This window comes from Motilibacter aurantiacus (assembly GCF_011250645.1).
Lineage (GTDB): Bacteria > Actinomycetota > Actinomycetes > Motilibacterales > Motilibacteraceae > Motilibacter_A > Motilibacter_A aurantiacus.
On record NZ_JAANNO010000012.1, the window covers coordinates 62,867 to 82,699 of the forward strand.

A 19,833-nucleotide genomic window follows, 5' to 3' on the forward strand; every position below is an offset into this window, starting at 1 on the left:
CGAGGGTGAGACTGTGCCCCGGCTGCGATGCGCAACCGGCGGGCCGGGACGTACCCACCTTCCCGGCCGCCCCACCGCGCAGCCGTCAGGAGGCGCCGGTCTGGGCCGCGTACGCGTCGGCGTCGAGCAGCCCGGCCACCTGGGCGGCGTCGGCCGGCTCCACCTCGAACATCCACCCCTCGCCGTACGGGTCGGAGTTGATCAGCTCGGGCGTCGCCTCGAGCGCCTCGTTGCAGGCCGTGACCGTGCCGGTCACCGGGGAGTAGACGTCGCTGACGCTCTTGGTCGACTCGACCTCGCCGCAGGGCTCGCCGGCCCGCACCGAGGCGCCGACCTCGGGGAGCGTGACGAAGACGACGTCACCGAGGGCGTCCTGGGCGAAGTCGGTGATGCCCACCCGTACGGTCGCGCCGTCGCGGACCCACTCGTGCTGGGGGGTGTAGCGGAGCTCCTGGGGCAGCACGTCACGCCTCTCGTCATGGGCGGGCGGCCCGGCCGCCGCCCTGCCAGTGCGCTCGCATTGTGGCGGGTGAGGGTCGTGGCGGCATCACCCGCCCGCGCCTCCGGCCCCGGGGCGAGCGTAGTCGGGGCTCCTCGCCTCGTGCAGCGCGTCGACCTCCAGGCTGGTCCGCCGGGCGAGGTCGGGCGTCAGCCCCGCCGTCTGCAGCGACTCCAGCACCCCTCCCGGGATCCCGAGGGCCGACTCGAGGGCGTCCGGGTCGCCGATCGCCCGCAGGACGTACGGAGGCCGGACCAGGACGCCGTCGGCCAGCACGCCCGGCGCGTCCGCCGCCGGCGCGTCCGCCGCCGGCGCGTCCAGGAACGCGGTGCTGGCCACGATCCGGACGTTCCCCAGCTGCAGCGCCTCGGCCCCCGCGTCGCGCAGCTCCTGCACGGCGTCGAGCAGCTGGCTCGCCGCCAGCACCCCCTGCGGGTCCGCGATCCGCAGCTCGATCCCCGGCCCCTCGGCCGGCAGCGTCCCGGCCAGGATCCCGAGCACGTCCGCACGGCGCTGCGCGTCCTCGACGGCGGCCAGCGAGCCTCCCGCGCCCGACGCCAGCTTCTCGTAGGACTCCTCGAGCTCGCGCTCCTCGGCCCGCAGCCGGGCCGCCCGCTCGTCGACGTCGTCCAGGATTCGCACCAGGTCGGCCTGGCGCAGCCCTGACAGGTCCTCGTCGTGGGTCGTCCGCGCCTGCACCACCCCCGCGAACCCGACCAGGGCGAGCAGGGCCGCGATGGCCAGCTGGCTGCGGGTGGCACCGAGCAGCGGGCGCCAGGCCGGGCTCCCTTGGGCGACCGGCTCGCCGGGCTCCGGCTCGGGGAGGGCGGCCTCGGCGGGCACGTCCTTCGAGTGGCCCGCCGGCTCCGGCTGGTGCGCTGGGACGGGCTTCTCGGCCGGTAACGGCTTCTGCGCGGGCTCAGGCTTCTGCGCCGTCGCGGGCCTCTCGGCCGCCACCTGCTTCTCCGCGGGCGCAGGCTCCGCCGCCGGGACGGGCTTCGTCGCAGCCGGCCCGCTCGCAGGCGGGGGCTTCTGCGCGGTGGCGGTCCTCCCCTCCCCTGCCTTCTCGGTCGCCGCGGGCTTGACCTGCACCGCCTTCTCCGGCTGCACCGCCTTCTCCGGCTGCACCGCCTTCTCCAGCTGCACCGCCTTCTCCAGCTGCACCGCCTTCTCCAGCTGCACCGCCTTCTCCAGCTGCACCGCCTTCTCCGGCTGCACCGGCCGGGCAGCGGGCGAGCCCGTCGACCCTCCCGCGGAGCCGCCCGGGCGAGCGGGCCGGTTCGGCCGCGTACGGGGTCGCCCCTTCTTCGCCCGGCCGTTGCCGCTGCCGTTGCCGGTGCCGGTGCCCCCGGTGCCCGTGCCGCCGGTGCCGCCGTTGCCCGTGCCGCCGGTGCCCTTGCCGCCGGTGCCCTTGCCGCCGTTGCCCTTGCCCGGGGGGCGGCCGTTGCCGGACGGAGGAGTGCTCGCGCTCACGCCGTGCCTCAGGCCCCGAAGACCCGGCGTCGGATGGCCGCGACGTTCGCGAAGATACGGACGCCCAGCACGATCACGACCCCGGTCGACAGCTGGGAGCCGACGCCGAGCTGGTCGCCGAGGAACACGATCAGCGCGGCGACGACGGCGTTCGAGAGGAAGGAGACCACGAAGACCCGCTCGTCGAAGATCTTCTCCAGCGCGGCCCGGAGCCCGCCGAAGACCGCGTCGAGGGCGGCGACGACGGCGATGGGCAGGTAGGGCTGCAGCCAGAGCGGCACCGTCGGCTCCAGCACGAGACCGAGGACGACGCCGACGACGAGGCCGATCAGGGGGATCACCCGGAGGCTCCTGACGAAGCGGCGGACAACGGGCCGTCCGCGACCGACGCGTACCGCAGCGACAGGGACGACGCCGCGGGGTGCTCGAGCTCGGGCTCGCGCTCCAGGCCCCAGCGAATACGGAACGCCTCCGCGAGGTCGCGCAGCAGCGCGCCGCCGTCCCCCGCGTCGAAGCGGTCGGCGAGCCGGCCCGGGTCGCCGATGGCGGAGATGGCGTACGGCGGGGTGAGCGCGACGTAGTCGACGAGGATCGCCGCGCCGGCCGACCGGATGGCGCTCAGCGACGTGAGCCGGTGCCCGTTGACCGTCACCGACTCGGCTCCCGCGGCCCACAGCGCGTTGACGACCAACTGCAGGTCGCTGTCCTGCACCCGCTCGCTGCCGTCGACGGCCGCCTCGCCCGACGGGCGCTCCGGGTCGTCGACGGTCACGAGCACGCCCGGCCCGCTGACCGGCGCGGCGCCGGCTCGCTGCTCGAGCTCCTCGACCCGGCGAGCGAGCTGCGCCCCACCTGCGGCGCTCAGCGCTCCCCTGCGCGCGGCCTCGACCCTGGTGCGCAGGACGCGGACGTCGGACTGCAGCCGGTCGACCGCGGCCAGCCGCTCGTCGGTCTCGGCGACCAGAGCGGCGCGGCCGGCCGAGTCGACGGGCGCGCGCTCGCGCTCCTGAGCCGCTGCCACGCCCAGCACAGCCCCGGTGAGGGCCAGCCCGACGACCAGGAGCAGCGCGGTGCGGCCGCCACCCGTGCCTGTCGCCCCGGCGGCGCCCGCGGCTTCGCGCCGCCGCGCGGCCGCGGCGTACGCGGTCTCGCTGCCCTCGAGCAGCAGGCCGCTCAGCAGCTCGGTGGTGGGGCTGGCCGGCAGGACGGAACGCAGCGGCCGGGCCGCCGCCTCGCGTTCCTCGGCCAGCACCATGGCGTCATCGTCGCACGTGGCACCGCCGACTCGGGCGAGGCCGGAAGGCGTTCCGGGCGTGCCCGGCTCAGCCCTGGACGCGCTCGACGACCCGCGTCCAGGCGTCGAGCAGCTGCTCGGCGGCCTCGGCCGTCGGGCCCTCGGCCCACAGGTGCGTCACGGGCTCGGCGGGGTCGGGCAGGACCATCGCCCAACAGCCGTCGTGCTCGACCACCCGGATGCCGTCGGTGGTGTCCACCAGGCGGTCGCCGGCCGCGTCGAACACCGTGCGCATCACCGACCCCTTGGCGGCCCACGGGGTGGCGAGCGAGCGCCGGGCGATGTGCGCGTCCGGGATGCGGGCGTCGATCTCGGAGAGCTTGAGCTGGGTCCTCGCCACGAGGCCGAGGAGGTTGACGAAGGCCGCGATCCCGTCGACCATCCCACTCGACTCCGGCACCACGAAGCCGCCGCGGCCATCGGAGCCGAGGATCAGCTCGGGGTCACGGGCGGCAGCCGCCAGGTCCGCGGCCGAGGTCCCGGTCCAGCGGATCCGTACGTGGTGGAAGCGGGCCACCTGCTCGGTCACCCGCGTCGTGGTGACCGGGAGCGCGACGACCCCGCGGTTTCGCTCGGCGGCGACGAGGTCGAGCACGACGAGCAGCCCGCGGTCGTCGTCGATGACACGTCCGGTCTCGTCGGCGAGCGAGATCCGCTCCCCCACCGTGTCGAAGCGGACCCCGAACGCGGCGCCCGAGGAGGCCACGAGCTCGCCGAGGCGCTGCAGGGCGGCCGAGCGCCCCTCCGCGGTCTCGGTCGGGTACGTCTCGTCGAGCCGGTTGCCGAGGGTCAGCACGTCGACGCCGAGGCGCCCCAGCAGCGGCGGCAGGACGAGGGCCGCCGTGCCTCCGCCCGTGTCGAGCACCACCTTGAGGTCAGCCTCGGCCACGCCGCGGGTGTCGATGCGGTTGAGCAGGGCCACGACGTACTGCTCGGTGACCCGGCTGGGGAACTGCAGGTCGCCGATCTCACCCGGAAACGCGCGGCGGTACTCCTGCCGGCTGAAGACGCGCTCGAGCTTGCGCTCGGCAGCCTGGGTGATGTCGGCCCCGCTGCCGTCCATGAGGACGATGTCGATGCTCTCCGGCACGCCGGGAGTGGTGCGGACGAAGACGCCGCCGACGCCCCCCTCGGCGACCCGCAGCCGCGCCACCGGCAGCGGCACGGCCTCGAGGTCCTCGACGTTGAGGGCGCTGGAGTTCAGGGCGGCGATCACCGCGCGCTTGATCGTCCGGGCGCCCCGGCTGTGGTCGCGCGCCGTCACGACCGTCGACCCCTTGCGCAGGGTGGTCGCCCAGGCGCTCGCGAGGCGGACGGCGAGCTCGGGGGTGATCTCGACGTTGAGGATGCCGCTCACGCCGCGGGGGCCGAAGAGGCTGCGCTGCCCGCGGGACTCGAAGATGACGCTCTGGTTGACGACGGCGCCGGCCTCGATGGTCTTGAACGGGTAGACCTTGACGCCCGACTGGACGATGGCCTCCTCCTCGATGACGCACTCGTCACCGACGATCGCGCCCTCCTCGACGCGCGCCGCCCGCATCACGTCGGTGTTCTTGCCGACGACGCACGCCCGCAGGCTGGTCTGCGGGCCGATGAAGACGTTGTCGTGCACCACCGCGCGGTGCAGGAACGCCCCGCTCTTCACGACGACGTTGCTGCCGAGGACGGTGTTCTCGCGCAGCTCGGCGCCGCCCTCGACCTTGGCGTAGTCCCCGATGTAGACCGGCCCGCTGAGCACGGCGTCCGGGTCGACGTCCGCGCCCTCGGCCACCCACACCCCGGGCGACACCTCGAAGCCGTCGATGTCCGCGTCGACCCGCCGCGACAGGACGTCGGCCTGCGCCTTGAGGTAGCTCTCGTGGGTGCCCACGTCCTCCCAGTAGCCGTCGGCGACGTACCCGAAGATCGGTGCGCCCTTCTCCATGAGCTTGGGGAAGACGTCCCCGGACCAGTCGACCTGCTCGCCCTCCGCGACCAGGTCGAGGACCTCCGGCTCCATCACGTAGATGCCGGTGTTCGCGGTGTCGGAGAACACCTGCCCCCACGTGGGCTTCTCGAGGAAACGCTGGACGCGGGACTCCTCGTCGACGATCGTGATCCCGAACTCCAGCGGGTTGCTGACGCGCTTGAGGCAGACCGTCACCAGCGCGTCGCGGTCGCGGTGGGCCTTCACGAGGGCCGTGAGGTCGATGTCGGTCAGCGCGTCGCCGCTGATGACGACGAAGGTGTCGTCGTGCAGCAGGTGGTAGGCGTTGCGCACGCTGCCGGCCGTGCCGAGGGGGGTCTCCTCGGTGGCGTAGTGCAGGTTCATCCCGAGGTCCTCGCCGTCCCCGAAGTAGTTGCGCACGAGCGCGGCGAGGAACTGGACGGTGACGACGGTCTCGTCGAAGCCGTGCTTGCGCAGCAGGCGCAGCACGTGCTCCATGATCGGGCGGTTGACGACCGGGAGCAGCGGCTTGGGCATGCTCGCCGTCATGGGGCGCAGCCGGGTGCCCTCGCCGCCGGCCATCACGACTGCCCTCACCGCCGCGCCCTCCCTTCCTGCTGCCGGGCCGGGCCGGTCGCCGGAGCCGCCTGCCCGGCCGCAGCCGGCGAGCGCACCGCGGCGCGGACCTGCAGGGCGTAGAGGACGGCGGCCCACCAGTAGAGGACCACGCCCCAGCAGGCGAACGCCCAGCCGAAGATGTTCGCCGTCGTCGCGATCCTGCCGTCTCCGTCACCGAGCAGCAACAGCGGGAACGCGTAGAGCAGGTTCGCGGTCGCGGCCTTGCCCAGGAAGTGGACCGCGAGCACCCCGTGGCCGTGCCTGCGCAGCACGAGCAGCAGCGCGCTCGTGAAGAGGTCGCGCGCGATGAGCGCCACCGCGAGCCAGACCGGGATGACGTCGCGCAGGGTGAGCCCGACGAGGGTGGCGAGGATGTAGAGCCGGTCGGCCGAGGGGTCGAGCATCGCCCCTAGCCGGCTGGTCTGGCCGAGCGCCCGGGCCAGCTTGCCGTCGAGCCAGTCGCTGACCCCGCTGACGGCGAGCACGACCAGCGCCCACCCGTCGTGCTCGGCGAGGATCAGCCAGAGGAAGACCGGCACGCCGAGCAGACGGGCGACGCTGAGCAGGTTGGGGACGGTCAGGACGCGGTCGGTCTGCGCGGGCTCTGCACCGTCCGGCACCGGCGCCCCGGGCAGCGGTCGGGACGCCGGCTCGGCGGCTTCGGGCCCCACTGCATTCCTACGCACGGCAGTCACTCCCGCAAGGCAGTCCGCGACGCGACGCCCCCGCTGTGTCCCCGGCTACGCGACGTCACGACCCTACTTCAACGAGGGGTACGCCGCGGCGGGGCCGAGCCCGGCAGTGGGTCGCCGCCCCGCTCAGCTCTCCAGCGTCGCCTCCACGCTGCCCATCAGGGCCGGGATCTCGTCGCCGGGCAGGTAGGAGAAGCGCACCCGCACGACCTGGCCGGCCCGCACGTCGAGCGGCCGCGGGAGCGGCACGACGAGGTAGTTCATCAGCCAGTCGATCGACGAGCCGGTGGAGGGCTCGATGGCCAGCAGGTTCTTCGTGACCATCCGGACGGCGTTCAGCCGGCCCGGCTGCTCGACGGTGAAGGCGAGGTCGGCGGCGCACACGGCGGGGATGCGCCCGTCGTACAGGAAGGACTGCCACACCTGCGGCTCGGCGAGCCCGATCGAGCGCGGCTGCGGGGTGAACGGGTCCTGGAAGTACGGCGCCGCCACGGTGTAGCCGTGGTACGTGAAGTCCTGCTGCACCGGCTGCGCCGCTTGGACGCAGGCCTCGGGCAGGAACCGCGGCATGGGGCCGAGGCCGGCCGCGGCGTACCGCTCCTTGAACCCGCCGATGACCTCGATCTGCTTCTCGCGCAGCTGCCCCACGTGCATCATCTCGCAGAGCACCACGTCGACCGGCCCGCTGGGGACGTACGTCCGGGCGTCGCCGTGCACGAGGGTGACGGCGTCGCCGATGTTCGCGCCGAGCGCCGCACGGGCCGCGGCGAGCACGCCGGGCTCCCGCTCGACCGCGGTCACGACCCCGCCCTGACGGGCGGCGAAGAAGGAGAGGACGCCGGTGCCGGCACCGAGGTCGAGCACGCGCATCCCGGGCTTCACGACCGCCGCGATCGCCGCCGCGAACGAGTCCATCCGGTGCGGGTCCGTGAGCATGTTGGTGTGGTACTGCAGCGGGATGACGTCGGCGGGCATCCCGGTGTGCGGCGTGGCCAGGGCGAGGTCGATGGCGGAGAGCGTCGTGGGGGACAAGTCGTGTCCTTCGCTGCGCGCGCCGTCGGACCGTCCTGGTCCTCGGGTACGAAGCGGTGCGAGCCGGCGTCCCTGCCACGCTCGCGAGGCCGGTGCGTCGGCCGTCCGGACCTCGATCGGCACCGCCCGGGCAGCCCTTGAGCCGATCGGGTGACGGCGTGCGCCGGGAGCAGGGCGCGGCCGCGCGGAAACGCGGGCGACACCCCGGCCGGGTGCTTGTAGCTTCTCGGCCATGGCGCTGATCCACCAGGCGGAGCTCCGCCCCACCAAGCTCGAGCTGCTCGCCGACTGGCTGCCGGCGCAGCGCTGGTACGCCGGCTCCGGCGCCCCGGCACGGGTCGGGGCGTACCGCTTCGACGACCCCGACGGAGAGGTCGGGATCGAGACGTTCCTCGTGCGGGCCGGCGACGGGCCGGTCCTGCAGGTGCCGCTGACCTATCGGGCAGCTCCCCTGGAGGGGGCCCAGGACCGGCTCGTCGGGACGATCGACCACTCGGTGCTCGGCCAGCGGTGGGTCTACGACGGCTGCCACGACCCGGTGTACGTCGCGGCGCTCGCCGCCGCCATCAGGACCGGGAGCGGCGAGGCCGTCGAGTACGTCGCGGCGGGCGGGCGGCTGGAGGCGCGGGCGTCGCTGGCGTCGGTGCGCGGCAGCGGCGCGCCGAGCCTGTCGGCCGAGCCCGGGCGGATCGAGTCCGTCGACGACGGCGACCCGACGCTCGTGCGGTGCGAGCGGCTGGAGCTGGCCGTCGTCCGGGCGGTCGCGGCCGGCGATGGGCGACCGGGCGGCGCGGTGCTCACCGGCAGCTGGGACGGCCAGGCTGTGCCGGTGCTGCTGGCGTACGCCCTGTCCTGACCTTCCCGGGGCCGGCGTCTCGGCGCAGCCGCGTTCCCGAGGCGGGCCGCCGCAGGAGCGGGAGGGCTCACCGGGCACGCTCCCGAGGGATCAACCGGCCCGAATGGGTATGGGGGCGGCGTTCCCGGCACGGAAGGCGGACCATGACCTCGGCTAGCAACAGGGCGGCGCTCCCCGCGGCGCTCGCAGTGGGGGGCGTGGGCGTCCTCGCGCTCGCCCGTCATCGACGCAAGCGGGCGCGGGCGACCCGGGACTGGCAGGTGGTCACGGTCTTCCTGGCCACTCCCGCACGAACGCTTCCCGCCCCGCTCGGCGAGCTGGGCGACGCCATCGAGACGCGCTGGGCGACGGCGCCGGGCGACAAGGGCGTCGAGCTGGCCGCCCGGCCGGCGGAGCGGTCGAAGGTCGACCGCGCGCAGCTGCGCCAGGCGCTGCGGCACGCCAAGATGCAGCTCGAGGCCGGCGAGGTGCTGCAGGCGGACTCCCCCGGCACGACGAAGGGGACGCTGCTCAACCTGCCCCTCCGCGCGGCGACGCGCCGGGCCGAGAGGCTGGGCCACCTGTGAAGGCACTCACTTGGCAGGGCGTCAACAAGCTCTCGGTCGAGACCGTCCCGGACCCCCGCATCCAGAACACCCACGACGTCGTCCTGCGGGTCATCCGGTCGGCCGCCTGTGGCTCGGACCTGCACCTGCTCGGCGGCTACATCCCGGCCATGGAGAAGGGCGACGTCCTCGGCCACGAGTTCCTCGGCGAGGTCGTCGAGGTCGGCTCGTCGGTGCAGAAGCACAAGGTCGGGGACCGCGTCGTCGTCAGCTCCTTCATCGCCTGCGGCAAGTGCTGGTACTGCAGCAAACAGCTCTACTCGCTCTGCGACAACGGGAACACCAACCCCGGCCTCACCGAGTTCCTGTGGGGCTCGAACCCGGGCGGCTGCTTCGGCTACTCGCACGCGATGGGGGGCAACGCCGGCAGCCACGCGGAGTACATCCGCGTTCCCTACGCAGACGTCGGCGCCTTCGCGGTGCCCGACGGGGTCTCCGACGAGGCCGCGGTCTTCGCCTCGGACGCCGGGCCCACCGGCTGGATGGGGGCGGACCTCGGCGGGGTCCAGCCCGGTGACGTCGTCGCGGTCTGGGGGGCGGGCGCGGTGGGGCAGGTCTCCGCACAGGCCGCCGCCCTGCTCGGCGCCTCGAAGGTCGTCGTCATCGACGGGTACCCCGAGCGGCTGCAGATGGCCCGGACGTACGCGGGTGCCGAGACGCTGGACTACACGGCGGTGGACGTCGACGCGGCGCTGCGTGAGCTCACCGGCGGGCGCGGTCCCGACGTCGCGATCGAGGCGGTCGGCATGGAGGCCCACAGCACGGGGCCGCAGTTCCCGTACGACCAGGCCAAGCAGCAGCTGCGGCTGCAGACCGACCGGCCCACCGCGGTCCGGCAGGCGATCTACTCCACGCGCAAGGGCGGCAGTGTCTTCGTGCTGGGCGTCTTCGCCGGGGTGGTCGACAAGTTCCCGTTGGGCGCGGCCATGAACAAGGGCCTGACGATCCGCGGCGCGCAGATGCACGGGCAGCGCTACATCCCGATGCTGCTGGACCGGATCGAGAAGGGCGAGCTGCGGACCGCGCAGTTCGGCACCCACGTCATGCCGCTGTCGAAGGCGCCGAAGGGCTACCAGCAGTTCAAGGACAAGAAGGACGGGTGCGTGCGCCCGGTCTTCCTGCCCGGGGGGTGAGGCTGCACCGGCCCGGGTACGCGAGGGAGTCATGTCGAGCGACGAACGCCGGGAGCCGATCGGCCCGCAGCTCCTGCAGCGGCTCCTCGAGTCCGGCCGGATGGCCACGCCGGACCAGGTCGGGCCCATCGTGGCCGCTGCCCTGGAGCCGGTGGGGGCACGTGACGTGGCGGTCCTGCTCACGGACTACTCCCAGCGCCGTCTGCTGCCGTTGCCGCCCGCGGAGCCCCGGCCCCGTGAGATCGACGCCTCGGACGCGGGCGAGGCGTTCCGCCTCATGCGGCCCTGCGTCCGGCCCCTGCAGGGGCGGCAGCGGGTCTGCCTTCCCCTGCTCGACGGGGTCGAGCGGCTCGGCGCTCTGGAGCTGACGCTGCCGGACGACGTCCCGCTCGACGCCTCTCGCATGCTGCTGCTCGTCTCGTTCGCGTCGGCGGTGGCCGAGCTGGTCACGACGAAGGGGCAGTACGGCGACTCGCTGGCCCGGGCGGCCCGCGACCGGCCGATGTCCCTCGCCGCGGAGGTCCAGTGGCAGGCCCTGCCCCCCCTCACCTTCGCCACGGACGGCGTCGTCGTCGCGGGGTCGGTCGAGCCGAGCTACCAGGTGGGCGGGGACTCGTTCGACTACGCCGCGGACGGGCGCCGCGTGCGTTTCGCCGTCCTCGACGCCATGGGCCACGGGCTGCAGGCGAGCCTGCTGTCCACGACGGCGGTCGCCGCCTACCGCAACGCCCGGCGCGGGCCGCAGCCCGGCCTTCCCGACGTGGTCCGGCACATGGACGCGGCCGTCCGCGAGGCGTTCCCGGGCGGCCAGTACGTCACGGCGGTCGTCGCCGACCTCGACCTCGGCTCGGGGCGGCTCGACTGGGTGCTCGCGGGGCACCCGGCCCCGCTGGTGCTCCACCACGGCCGGGTCGAGCGGTCGCTGGAGGTCGAGCCCCACCCTCCGCTGGGGCTGCTGCACCTCGACGGGGCCGACGAGCTGCGCGTCGGCACGACGGCGCTGGCGCCGGGCGACTGCGTGCTCGCCTACACCGACGGGGTGGTCGAGGGCCGCGACCCGGATGGCCGCTTCTTCGGGGTCGAGCGCCTGGTCGCGGCGCTGACCGAGTCCGCCGCCGCCGGCCTTCCGGTCCCGGAGACGCTGCGACAGGTGATGCTCCGCGTGCTCGCCCACCAGGCCGGGCGCGTGCAGGACGACGCGACGCAGCTGCTCGTCGAGTGGCGGTCGGGCCGGGAGCGACAGCTCTCGCCCGTCTGAGCCGGCAACTCTCCCCTTTCGGAAGGGTAGAGTTGCGGCCTGCTGTCCGGCACCGTCGCCGCGGCGCTCACACCTCGCTGCCGCCGCCGCGGCGTACCGGAAGGCCTGCATGCCCGTCCCCACCCGGCTCTCCCCTCCCGCCTGGCTCTCCCCTCGGGTCGCCCGCACCGAGGCCCTGGCCGGCCTGGTCGTCGCGCTCGCGCTGATCCCCGAGGCGATCTCGTTCTCGATCCTCGCCGGCGTCGACCCGAAGGTCGGGCTGTTCGCCTCGTTCACGATGGCTGTCGTCATCTCCTTCACCGGAGGGCGCCCCGCCATGATCAGCGCGGCGACGGGCGCGGTCGCCCTCGTCGTCGCGCCGCTCGTGCGCGAGCACGGACTCGGCCACCTCGTCGCGGCCGTGATCCTGGGGGGCGTCTTCCAGGTCGCGCTCGGCCTGGCCGGGGTCGCCCGGCTCATGCGGTTCGTGCCGCGCAGCGTGATGGTGGGGTTCGTCAACTCGTTGGCGATCCTGATCTTCGGCGCGCAGGTTACCCACCTGGTCGACGTCCCCTGGCTGGTCTACCCGCTGACGGCCGGGGCGCTGGCCGTCATGGTGCTCCTGCCGCGGGTCACGACCGCGGTGCCGGCCCCGCTCGTCGCGATCGTGGTGGTCACCGTCCTGACCGTCACCGCGTCGGTCGCCGTGCCGACGGTGGGCGACGAGGGCGAGCTCCCGTCCAGCCTGCCGACGCTCGGGCTGCCGGACATCCCGTGGACCTGGGAGACGCTGCGCGTCGTCGCGCCCTACGCCCTCGGCGTCGCGCTCGTCGGGCTGATGGAGTCGCTGATGACGGCCAAGCTCGTCGACGACATCACCGACACGCACTCGGACAAGACCCGGGAGTCGTGGGGGCAGGGCGTGGCGAACATCGTGACCGGCTTCTTCGGCGGGATGGGCGGCTGCGCGATGATCGGCCAGACCATGATCAATGTGAAGGCCTCGGGGGCACGCACCCGGCTCTCGACCTTCCTCGCCGGCGTGTTCCTGCTGATCCTGGTGGTCGCCCTGGGCGACGTCGTCGCGCGGATCCCGATGGCCGCACTGGTGGCCGTGATGATCCTGGTGTCCATGTCGACCTTCGACTGGCACAGCCTGCGTACGCTGCGGCGGATGCCGCGCAGCGAGAGCACGGTGATGCTCACGACCGTGGCCGTCGTCGTCGTGACCGAGAACCTCGCGATCGGCGTCGTCGTCGGGGTCCTCGTGGCGTGCGTGCTGTTCGCCCGCCGGGTCGCCCACCTGGCCACCGTCACCAGCACGCTGGACGACGCCGGCCGCCGCGTCTACACCGTCCACGGCGAGCTGTTCTTCGCCTCCAGCAACGACGTCGTCTACCAGTTCGACTACTCCGGCGACCCCGCCGGGGTGGTGATCGACCTGTCGCAGACCCACGTCTGGGACGCCTCGTCCGTCGCTGCGCTCGACGCGATCACCCACAAGTACGCACAGCGCGGCAAGGCGGTGACCCTCGTCGGGCTGAACGAGCCGAGCGCCGCCCGTCACGACCAGCTGTCCGGCCGGCTCTCCGGGGCCCACTGATGGCCCGCGAGCTGATGCGGATCGGGGAGGCCGCCGAGCGCGTGGGGCTGAGCATCCGGACGCTGCGCCACTACGAGGAGGTGGGCATCGTGCGCCCGTCGGCGCGCAGCGAGGGGGGCTTCCGCCTCTACACCGAGGACGACCTGGCCCGCCTGGCGCTCGTGAAGCCGATGAAGCCGCTGGGGTTCACGCTCGAGGAGATGCGCGAGCTGCTCGGCGTGCTGGACGCGCTCGCAGCCGGGGAGGACGAGGCGGCGCGCGCCCGGCTGGCAGCGTTCCAGGGAGTCGTCGCTGCGCGGGTGCAGGCGCTGCGTGACCAGCTCGGCGTCGCGGAGGAGTTCGCCCGGTCGCTGGAGCAGCGCAGGCGCTGACCGACGTTCGTCGCGAGAGCGTGGAGCGCCGACCGCGTCCGGACCCGGCCGGCGCTCCACGCTTCGCGATCGGGCCTGGGTCAGGCGGCGAGCTTCGCGGCGTACGTGAGCACCCGCTCGGTCAGGTGGTCGAGCGCGGCGAGCTGCACGTCGCCGAGGGGGGCGTCGTTGTTCGCGCCGGTGACGTGCGAGACGCCGTAGGGGTTGCCGTCGGCGAACTTCAGCGGGTCCGTGTAGCCCGGGGGGACGAGGATGCCGCCGAAGTGGTACACGGTGTTGTAGAGCGCCAGCAGCGTCGACTCCTGGCCGCCGTGGGCCGTCTGGGTCGCGGTGAACCCGGCGTAGACCTTGCCGGCCAGCTTGCCCTGCGCCCAGGCGCCACCGGTGGTGTCGAGGTACTGCTTGAGCTGGCTGGCGATGTTGCCGTAGCGGGTCGGGGTGCCGAACAGCACCGCGTCGGCCCACACGAGGTCGTCGACGGTCGCCTTCGGCTCGTCCTTCGTCTGGTCGAAGTGCTGGCTCCAGGCGGCGTTGCTGGCGATGGCCTCCTGTGGCGCCAGCTCGGGGACCTGACGCAGGCGCACCTCGGCGCCGGCCTTCTCACCGGCGGCGGCGACGCGCTCCGCCATGCCGTGGATGGTGCCGGTGGACGAGTAGTAGATGACGGCGAGCTTGACGGCCACGGTTCTCCTCGGGTGCTACGGAGTAGTTGCGCGCTCAACCTACTCCCGCGAACTCCGGGCCGCATCCTGGGGCTGCACCTTCCGCCCGCCCGCCGTCGCCCTCGAGGACGGAGCCACCAGCCGGTCGTACGCCGCGGCGGCACCATCACGGCCGTCGGGCTCTGCCCCGTCGCCCGCGAACGCTCGACCGGATGGAAGACCGGCCTGCTGCGCGCGACGGCAGACCGGCTCGCCGAGGCGGGGCCGGGGCCGGGGCGGGGCCGGGGCCGGGGCCGGCTGAGCGCAGCAGACCCCGAGGCGGGGCCGGGAACACGGAAGCCGCAGGCCAGCAACTCGCTGACCTGCGGCTTCTGCTCGTCGGGACGACAGGATTTGAACCTGCGACCCCTTGACCCCCAGTCAAGTGCGCTACCAAGCTGCGCCACGTCCCGAGCTGCCCGGACGCCGTCCGGACCTCGTAGACCTTACCTCAACCGCGGGCTCGGCCCGGCACCAGCTGCGCCGCCCGCGTCAGCGCTTCTTCTTCTCCCGGATGCGGACCGACACGGCCACCGGGCTGCCGGCGAAGCCGAACTCCTCACGCAGCCGGCGCTCGATGAAGCGCCGGTAGCCGGCCTCGAGGAAGCCGCTGGTGAAGAGCACGAACCGGGGTGGGCGGACCGACGCCTGGGTGGCGAAGAGGATCTTCGGCTGCTTCCCCCCGCGCACGGGGGGAGGCGTGGCGGCGACCAGCTGGCCGAGGAAGCCGTTGAGCTTGGCGGTCGGGACGCGGGTCTCCCAGCCCTCGAGCGCGGTGTCGATCGCCGGCACCAGCTTCTCCAGGTGCCGCTTGGTCTGGGCGGAGATGTTCACCCGCGGGGCCCACCGGACCGGACCCAGGTCGCGCTCGACCTCCCGCTCGAGCAGCAGCCGGCGGTCCTCGTCGAGCAGGTCCCACTTGTTGAAGGCGAGCACGAGCGCACGGCCGGTCTCCACGACCATGGAGGCGATGCGCACGTCCTGCTCGGCCAGCGGCTGGCTGGAGTCGAGCAGCAGCAGCGCGACCTCGGCCTTCTCGATCGCCGCCCGGGTGCGCAGGCTCGCGTAGTAGTCGGCGCCCGCGGTCTGGTGGACCCGGCGACGGATGCCGGCGGTGTCGACGAAGCGCCAGTCGCGGCCTCCGAGCTCGATGAGCTCGTCGACCGGGTCGCGGGTCGTGCCGGCCGTGGCGTCGACGACGACCCGCTCCTCGCCGGCGAGGGCGTTGAGCAGGCTGGACTTGCCGACGTTGGGCCGGCCGACGAGGGCGATGCGCCGGGGGCCGCCCGGTGCGGGCGCCTCCACCTGGCGCGGCTCCGGCAGGGCGGCGAGGACGGCGTCGAGCAGGTCGCCGCTCCCGCGGCCGTGCAGCGCCGAGACCGGGTGCGGCTCGCCGAGGCCCAGGCTCCACAGCGAGGTGGCCTCGGACTCCAGCCGCTCGGAGTCGACCTTGTTCGCGACGAGCACGACCGGCTTCTTGGCCCGCCGCAGCACCCGGACGACGGCCTCGTCGGTGTCGGTCGGGCCGACCGTCGCGTCGACGACCATCATCACCGCGTCCGCCGCCTCGACGGCGAGCTCGGCCTGAGCGGCGACGCGGGCGGCCAGCCCCTTGGCGTCGCGCTCCCAGCCGCCGGTGTCGAGCAGCGTGAACGGGCGCCCGTTCCACGAGGCGTCGTAGGCGACGCGGTCCCGGGTGACGCCCGGGACGTCCTCGACCACGGCCTCGCGGCGGCCGAGAATGCGGTTGACCAGCGTGGACTTGCCGACGTTCGGCCGGCCGACGACGGCGAGGACGGGCACCTCGAACGTCATGGCGGCCGCGTCGTCGCCGGACTCGGCGATCTCCCAGTCGACGTAGTCGCGCTCGTCGTCGTACGCGGCGTCGACCGCGTCCTCGATGCTCCCGCCGAGCGGAGCGGCCTCCTCGAGGGCCTGGCGGGCGCTCTCGTCCTGGGGCCCGGCGGTGGTCGGATCGGTCACGGTGTGCGCTCCAGAAGGTCTGCGGCGGCCGGCACCCGATCGGCGACGACCGATAGCACCGCGGCGACGACCTCGTCGAGGCCGAGCGCGGAGGTGTCGACCTCGACGACACCCTCGGCAGCGGTGAGGAAACTGGCCACCTTCGAGTCGTCGGCGTCGCGCCGGACGATCGAGTCGTGGGTGGCCGCGATCGCGGCGGCGTCGGCCGTGCCGTGCAGCTCGCGCGCCCGGCGGGCCAGCCGGGCCTGCTCGTCGGCGGTCAGCAGGATGCGCACCGGCGCGTCGGGGGCGACCACCGTCGTGATGTCGCGCCCCTCGATGACGACGCGCCCACGGGCAGCCACCTCCCGCTGACGCCGCACGAGCTCGGCCCGCACGTCGAGGTTGCCCGCGACCTTGCTGACGACGGCCGAGACCCGCGGCTCGCGGATCGCGCGCGTGACGTCGACGCCGTCGATGACCACGACGTCCACCTCGGGGTCCGGCGACTGCTCGATGACCGCGCGGTGCGCGAGCGCTGTGATCGCCGCGGCGTCCTCGAGGTCGAGCCCGCGGTCGAGCGCAGCACAGGCCACGGCGCGATAGGTCGCGCCGGTGTCGAGGTAGCCCAGGCCGAGCCGGGTCGCCACGCGGCGCGACACCGTGGACTTGCCGGACCCGGAGGGGCCGTCGATCGCGATGACGATCCGGTCGAGGCTGCTGGTCGCAGGCAAGGGTCTCCTCGGAGGGCCGTCGGGGGAAGCGGGCGGGAGCCCGTGCTCCCAGCGTAGCCGGGCCACTTGTTCACAAACTTGCTCCCAATCTCACAGGAACTCTGTTAAGTTCTCCCCGTGGCCACCCGAGACCGTCTCGACCTCACGCTCCGCCTCGTGCAGGGAGCGGAGCGGGCGACGATCGCCGAGCTCGCGCGCCGGCTCGGCGTGTCGGAGATGACCGTGCGCCGCGACCTCGACGCGCTGCAGGAGGCCGGCCTGGTGCGGCGGGTGCGCGGAGGCGCCGTCGCCACTCGCGAGCTCCGTGAGGAGGCGGGCTACACGGCCCGGCTGGGGTGGCAGCCGGCCGTCAAGGACCGGCTGGGGGCGGCGACGGCGGCGCTCGTGCAGCCCGGCGAGACCGTGCTGCTCGACGCGGGGACGACCACCGTCCACGTGGCCCAGCACCTGGCGGACCGCGCTCCGCTCACGGTGGCCGTGCTCAGCCTGCAGGCGGCCACCGCCCTCGCCGACGTCCCCGGCGTCCGGCTGCTCGTGCTCGGGGGGGAGTCGCGGCCGGGCGAGCGCTCGCTCGTCGGGCCGCTCGCCCTGCGCGCGCTCGCCGGCTTCTCCTTCGACATCTTCGTCATGTCGATCGGCGGGATCTCCGCCGACGGCTGGTCCGAGTTCGCCCTCGAGGACGCGGCGGTCAAGCAGGCCGCCCTCCCGCGCGCCGGCCGGATCGTCGTGGTCGCCGACGCGACCAAGCTCGGGGTCCGGGCCTTCGCCCACGTCGCGCCGCTCGACGTCGTGGACGGGCTCGTGACCGACGTGGGGGCCCGCGACCCCGACCTCGGCGCCACCGCCACCGCCACCCTTACCGCCCTCACCGACGCGGGCGTCGACCTCACCTACGCCTGAAAGGCATCTCATGAACCCGCAGCCGCTGCTCATCCTGGTCGCCGGCCCCTACCGCTCGGGCACCGGCGACGACCCCGCCAAGCTCGACGCGAACGTGCGGGCGATGACCGACGTCGCGCTGGGCCTCTTCCGGGCCGGGCACCTCCCGGTCACCGGCGAAGCGCTCGCCCTGCCCATGGTCGAGGCAGCCGGCTCGAGACACGTCGGGGACGCCGCGTTCGAGGAGATCTTCCACCCGATCGCCGAGCGGCTGCTCAGCCGGTGCGACGCCGTCCTGCGCATCGGCGGCCCCTCGGCCGGCGCCGACGCGATGGTCGCCCAGGCCCGAGCCGAGGGGAAGGCCGTCTACTTCTCCGCCGACGCGGTCCCGGCCGCCCGATGAGCGCCTCCCGCCGGGGCATCGACGTCCCCGACGGCCGGGGCCGGGTCGGCCTCGACCAGGCCGGCCGGGATCTCTCCGGCAACCCGCGGGTCAAGGTCACCGACGTCGAGGTGCTCGCCAACGACTGGGGCGTGCTGCGCCGCACGACCTTCCAGTACCTGCGCCCCGACGGCAGCTGGGCCACCGACCGGCGCGAGACCTACGACCGCGGCAACGGCGCGGCGATCCTGCTCTACGAGCCGGACGCGCGGACCGTCGTGCTGGTCCGCCAGTTCCGGTACCCGGCGTACGTCAACGGGCACCCCGACGGGATGCTGCTCGAGCTGCCGGCGGGGCTGCTCGACGCCGACGGGCCGGAGGAGGCCGTGCGCCGGGAGGCGGAGGAGGAGACCGGCTACCGGGTCGGCGACGTGCAGCGGGTCTGCGCGGCCGTGATGAGCCCGGGGTCGGTCACCGAGACGCTCCACGTCTACGCCGCGCCCTACTCCCCCACCGACCGGGTGGGCGAGGGCGGCGGCATCGAGGACGAGGGCGAGGACATCGAGGTGGTCGAGCTGGCGTTCGACGACGCGCTGGCGCTGGTGCGCGACGGCACGATCGTGGACGCGAAGACGGTCCTGGCTCTGCAGTGGGCCGCCCTGGACGGGCCGTTCCGCCGGCCGTGAGAGGCCGTCCGGCCTCGTCGACAGCCTTGGCCGAAGCCGCTGGCGCCGACGCTCAGGCGTGGACCGACCATCCGCCGGCGGCGAGCACCTCGCCCAGCCGTTCGGCGGCCTCCGGGCGAACGGAGACCAGCGCGAGGCCGGCCGGCTGCCCGAGCGAGTGCTCCAGCCCGAGGTCCTCGACGTTGACCCCGGCCTCGCCGATGAAGGCGAGCAGCCGGGCCAGCTCCCCGGGCCGGTCCGGCACCACCACCGGCACCACGGCCAGGGTCTCCGGCCGCCCGCCGTGCCGGCCGGGCAGCCGCTCGCGGCCGGTGACACCGGCCGCCAGCAGCGTCCGCATCCGCTCGGCGGCGCGCTGGTCGCCCGGGTCGGCGGCGAGGGCGTCCAGCGACTCCAGCGCGACGTCCAGGTCGGCGCGCAGCGCCTGAAGCACCTCGGCGACCGGACGGGCGTTCGCGCCGAGCAGCGAGACCCACGGCGCCGGGTCAGACCCGGCGACCCGGGTGATGTCGCGTACCCCGGTGCCGGCCACCGCCACCGCGGCCTCCTCGCCCCCGGCGAGCCGGCAGGCGACGAGCGCCGCGAGCAGGTGCGGGGCGTGCGAGACGAGCGCGACCGCCCGGTCGTGGGCCTCCGGGCCCATCCGCACGGCCGTGGCCCCGCAGCGTCCGGCGAGCTCCTCGACGCGCCCGACGTCCTCGGCGCCGGACCCGGGCAGTGGCGTGACCACCCACGGACGGCCCTCGAAGAGGTCGGCCTGGGCGGCGCCGGGGCCGCTGCGCTCCCTGCCGGCCATCGGGTGGCCTCCGACGAGGGCGGTCGTCCCGGGGTGTCGGGCGGCGACCTCGCGGAGCGGGGCGGCCTTCACGCCCGCCACGTCCGTGTAGGTCCTGGCCACCCGAGCGGCGATCGCGTCCGACAGCACGTCGGCGACGGCGTACGGCGGGGCGGCGGCCACGAACAGGTCGACCGGCCCGGCCGGCGGCTCCAGGGTGCCGGCGCCGAGCTCGGCGGCGCGGCGGGCGACCTCGGGGCTGGCGTCCGACAGGTGCACGCGGACGCCGCTGCGGCGCAGGGCCAGCCCGATCGAGGTGCCGATGAGACCGGCGCCGGCGATGGCCACGCTGGTGAGCGCGGGGGCGCTCACCG

20 protein-coding genes and 1 tRNA gene are annotated in these 19,833 nt (G+C 74.3%); 9 read left to right on the plus strand and 12 right to left on the minus strand.

Going from position 1 to position 19,833, the window contains the following annotated elements:
- Nucleotides 1–85 precede the first annotated feature (85 nt).
- The 7 genes from gcvH to G9H72_RS17460 form a co-directional block, all read right to left on the minus strand.
- On the minus strand, nucleotides 86–463 hold the full coding sequence (gene gcvH / locus G9H72_RS17430; protein WP_166173443.1) for a glycine cleavage system protein GcvH: 378 nt from the start codon (nucleotides 461–463) through the stop codon (nucleotides 86–88).
- Nucleotides 464–547: 84 nt separating this feature from the next.
- A complete protein-coding gene (locus G9H72_RS23160; RefSeq protein ID WP_166173445.1) occupies nucleotides 548–1,972 on the minus strand; it encodes a DUF881 domain-containing protein in 1,425 nt (474 codons plus the stop codon).
- Nucleotides 1,973–1,980: 8 nt separating this feature from the next.
- Entirely contained in the window at nucleotides 1,981–2,313 is a 333-nt protein-coding gene (locus tag G9H72_RS17440) for a small basic family protein (RefSeq protein ID WP_166173447.1), read from the minus strand.
- A complete protein-coding gene (locus G9H72_RS17445) occupies nucleotides 2,310–3,227 on the minus strand; it encodes a DUF881 domain-containing protein (RefSeq protein WP_196791347.1) in 918 nt (305 codons plus the stop codon). The genes G9H72_RS17440 and G9H72_RS17445 overlap by 4 nt, the downstream gene beginning before the upstream one ends.
- Before the next feature lie 67 nt (nucleotides 3,228–3,294).
- Nucleotides 3,295–5,790, minus strand: coding sequence for a sugar phosphate nucleotidyltransferase (locus G9H72_RS17450; protein ID WP_166173449.1), 2,496 nt, complete (start codon nucleotides 5,788–5,790; stop codon nucleotides 3,295–3,297).
- Nucleotides 5,787–6,431 (minus strand): CDP-alcohol phosphatidyltransferase family protein, encoded by a 645-nt coding sequence (locus tag G9H72_RS17455; protein ID WP_166173526.1) that lies wholly within the window; start codon nucleotides 6,429–6,431, stop codon nucleotides 5,787–5,789. Before G9H72_RS17455 ends, G9H72_RS17450 begins: the two co-directional genes overlap by 4 nt.
- Before the next feature lie 198 nt (nucleotides 6,432–6,629).
- Nucleotides 6,630–7,535 (minus strand): methyltransferase domain-containing protein, encoded by a 906-nt coding sequence (locus G9H72_RS17460; RefSeq protein WP_166173451.1) that lies wholly within the window; start codon nucleotides 7,533–7,535, stop codon nucleotides 6,630–6,632.
- Between the two features lie 232 nt (nucleotides 7,536–7,767).
- Here G9H72_RS17460 and G9H72_RS17465 point away from each other — a divergent pair, with 232 nt between their 5' ends.
- From G9H72_RS17465 to G9H72_RS17490, 6 genes are all read left to right on the plus strand, one after another.
- Nucleotides 7,768–8,391: a CG0192-related protein gene (locus G9H72_RS17465; protein WP_166173453.1), complete on the plus strand. Its 624-nt coding sequence runs from the start codon at nucleotides 7,768–7,770 to the stop codon at nucleotides 8,389–8,391.
- 143 nt (nucleotides 8,392–8,534) lie between these two features.
- On the plus strand, nucleotides 8,535–8,957 hold the full coding sequence (locus tag G9H72_RS21915; RefSeq protein ID WP_166173455.1) for a hypothetical protein: 423 nt from the start codon (nucleotides 8,535–8,537) through the stop codon (nucleotides 8,955–8,957).
- On the plus strand, nucleotides 8,954–10,129 hold the full coding sequence (locus tag G9H72_RS23165; protein ID WP_166173457.1) for a zinc-dependent alcohol dehydrogenase: 1,176 nt from the start codon (nucleotides 8,954–8,956) through the stop codon (nucleotides 10,127–10,129). The genes G9H72_RS21915 and G9H72_RS23165 overlap by 4 nt, the downstream gene beginning before the upstream one ends.
- Before the next feature lie 31 nt (nucleotides 10,130–10,160).
- On the plus strand, nucleotides 10,161–11,387 hold the full coding sequence (locus G9H72_RS17480; protein ID WP_166173459.1) for a PP2C family protein-serine/threonine phosphatase: 1,227 nt from the start codon (nucleotides 10,161–10,163) through the stop codon (nucleotides 11,385–11,387).
- 109 nt (nucleotides 11,388–11,496) lie between these two features.
- Nucleotides 11,497–12,969, plus strand: coding sequence for a SulP family inorganic anion transporter (locus G9H72_RS17485; RefSeq protein WP_166173461.1), 1,473 nt, complete (start codon nucleotides 11,497–11,499; stop codon nucleotides 12,967–12,969).
- The gene (locus G9H72_RS17490) at nucleotides 12,969–13,340 is read left to right on the plus strand and encodes a MerR family transcriptional regulator (protein WP_231127321.1); all 372 of its coding nucleotides are present in this window, start codon (nucleotides 12,969–12,971) and stop codon (nucleotides 13,338–13,340) included. Before G9H72_RS17485 ends, G9H72_RS17490 begins: the two co-directional genes overlap by 1 nt.
- 80 nt (nucleotides 13,341–13,420) lie before the next feature.
- On the opposite strand, the gene wrbA is transcribed toward G9H72_RS17490, so the two are convergent.
- From wrbA to cmk, 4 genes are all read right to left on the minus strand, one after another.
- On the minus strand, nucleotides 13,421–13,969 hold the full coding sequence (gene wrbA, locus G9H72_RS17495) for an NAD(P)H:quinone oxidoreductase (protein ID WP_231127359.1): 549 nt from the start codon (nucleotides 13,967–13,969) through the stop codon (nucleotides 13,421–13,423).
- Nucleotides 13,970–14,380: 411 nt separating this feature from the next.
- Nucleotides 14,381–14,454, minus strand: a tRNA-Pro gene (locus tag G9H72_RS17500).
- A gap of 79 nt (nucleotides 14,455–14,533) precedes the next feature.
- Nucleotides 14,534–16,024, minus strand: coding sequence for a ribosome biogenesis GTPase Der (gene der, locus G9H72_RS17505; protein ID WP_331272390.1), 1,491 nt, complete (start codon nucleotides 16,022–16,024; stop codon nucleotides 14,534–14,536).
- Nucleotides 16,021–16,737 (minus strand): (d)CMP kinase, encoded by a 717-nt coding sequence (gene cmk / locus G9H72_RS17510; RefSeq protein WP_166173465.1) that lies wholly within the window; start codon nucleotides 16,735–16,737, stop codon nucleotides 16,021–16,023. Before cmk ends, der begins: the two co-directional genes overlap by 4 nt.
- A gap of 117 nt (nucleotides 16,738–16,854) precedes the next feature.
- On the opposite strand from cmk, the gene G9H72_RS17515 reads away from it, so the two are divergent.
- Genes G9H72_RS17515 through G9H72_RS17525 form a run of 3 tightly spaced genes read left to right on the plus strand, consistent with a single transcriptional unit; the run spans nucleotide 16,855 to nucleotide 18,684 of the window.
- Nucleotides 16,855–17,637: a DeoR/GlpR family DNA-binding transcription regulator gene (locus tag G9H72_RS17515; RefSeq protein WP_166173467.1), complete on the plus strand. Its 783-nt coding sequence runs from the start codon at nucleotides 16,855–16,857 to the stop codon at nucleotides 17,635–17,637.
- Nucleotides 17,638–17,647: 10 nt separating this feature from the next.
- Nucleotides 17,648–18,019 carry a DUF4406 domain-containing protein gene (locus tag G9H72_RS17520; protein WP_166173469.1) on the plus strand — a complete coding sequence of 124 codons (372 nt, stop codon included), beginning with the start codon at nucleotides 17,648–17,650 and terminating at the stop codon, nucleotides 18,017–18,019.
- Nucleotides 18,016–18,684, plus strand: coding sequence for an NUDIX domain-containing protein (locus tag G9H72_RS17525; RefSeq protein ID WP_166173471.1), 669 nt, complete (start codon nucleotides 18,016–18,018; stop codon nucleotides 18,682–18,684). Before G9H72_RS17520 ends, G9H72_RS17525 begins: the two co-directional genes overlap by 4 nt.
- Nucleotides 18,685–18,736: 52 nt before the next feature.
- Here the strand turns inward: G9H72_RS17525 and G9H72_RS17530 are convergent, their stop codons facing one another.
- Nucleotides 18,737–19,831: a prephenate dehydrogenase gene (locus G9H72_RS17530; RefSeq protein ID WP_166173473.1), complete on the minus strand. Its 1,095-nt coding sequence runs from the start codon at nucleotides 19,829–19,831 to the stop codon at nucleotides 18,737–18,739.
- Nucleotides 19,832–19,833 lie beyond the last annotated feature (2 nt).

What these genes read in the sequence shown, in the direction of transcription:
- G9H72_RS17445 (WP_196791347.1), bottom strand. Translation starts at nt 3,227, where the DNA reads ATGGTGCTGGCCGAGGAACGCGAGGCGGCGGCCCGGCCGCTGCGTTCC.
- G9H72_RS17465 (WP_166173453.1), top strand. Translation starts at nt 7,768, where the DNA reads ATGGCGCTGATCCACCAGGCGGAGCTCCGCCCCACCAAGCTCGAGCTG.
- G9H72_RS21915 (WP_166173455.1), top strand. Translation starts at nt 8,535, where the DNA reads ATGACCTCGGCTAGCAACAGGGCGGCGCTCCCCGCGGCGCTCGCAGTG.
- G9H72_RS17480 (WP_166173459.1), top strand. Translation starts at nt 10,161, where the DNA reads ATGTCGAGCGACGAACGCCGGGAGCCGATCGGCCCGCAGCTCCTGCAG.
- G9H72_RS17485 (WP_166173461.1), top strand. Translation starts at nt 11,497, where the DNA reads ATGCCCGTCCCCACCCGGCTCTCCCCTCCCGCCTGGCTCTCCCCTCGG.
- G9H72_RS17490 (WP_231127321.1), top strand. Translation starts at nt 12,969, where the DNA reads ATGGCCCGCGAGCTGATGCGGATCGGGGAGGCCGCCGAGCGCGTGGGG.
- wrbA (WP_231127359.1), bottom strand. Translation starts at nt 13,969, where the DNA reads ATGGCGGAGCGCGTCGCCGCCGCCGGTGAGAAGGCCGGCGCCGAGGTG.
- G9H72_RS17520 (WP_166173469.1), top strand. Translation starts at nt 17,648, where the DNA reads ATGAACCCGCAGCCGCTGCTCATCCTGGTCGCCGGCCCCTACCGCTCG.
- G9H72_RS17525 (WP_166173471.1), top strand. Translation starts at nt 18,016, where the DNA reads ATGAGCGCCTCCCGCCGGGGCATCGACGTCCCCGACGGCCGGGGCCGG.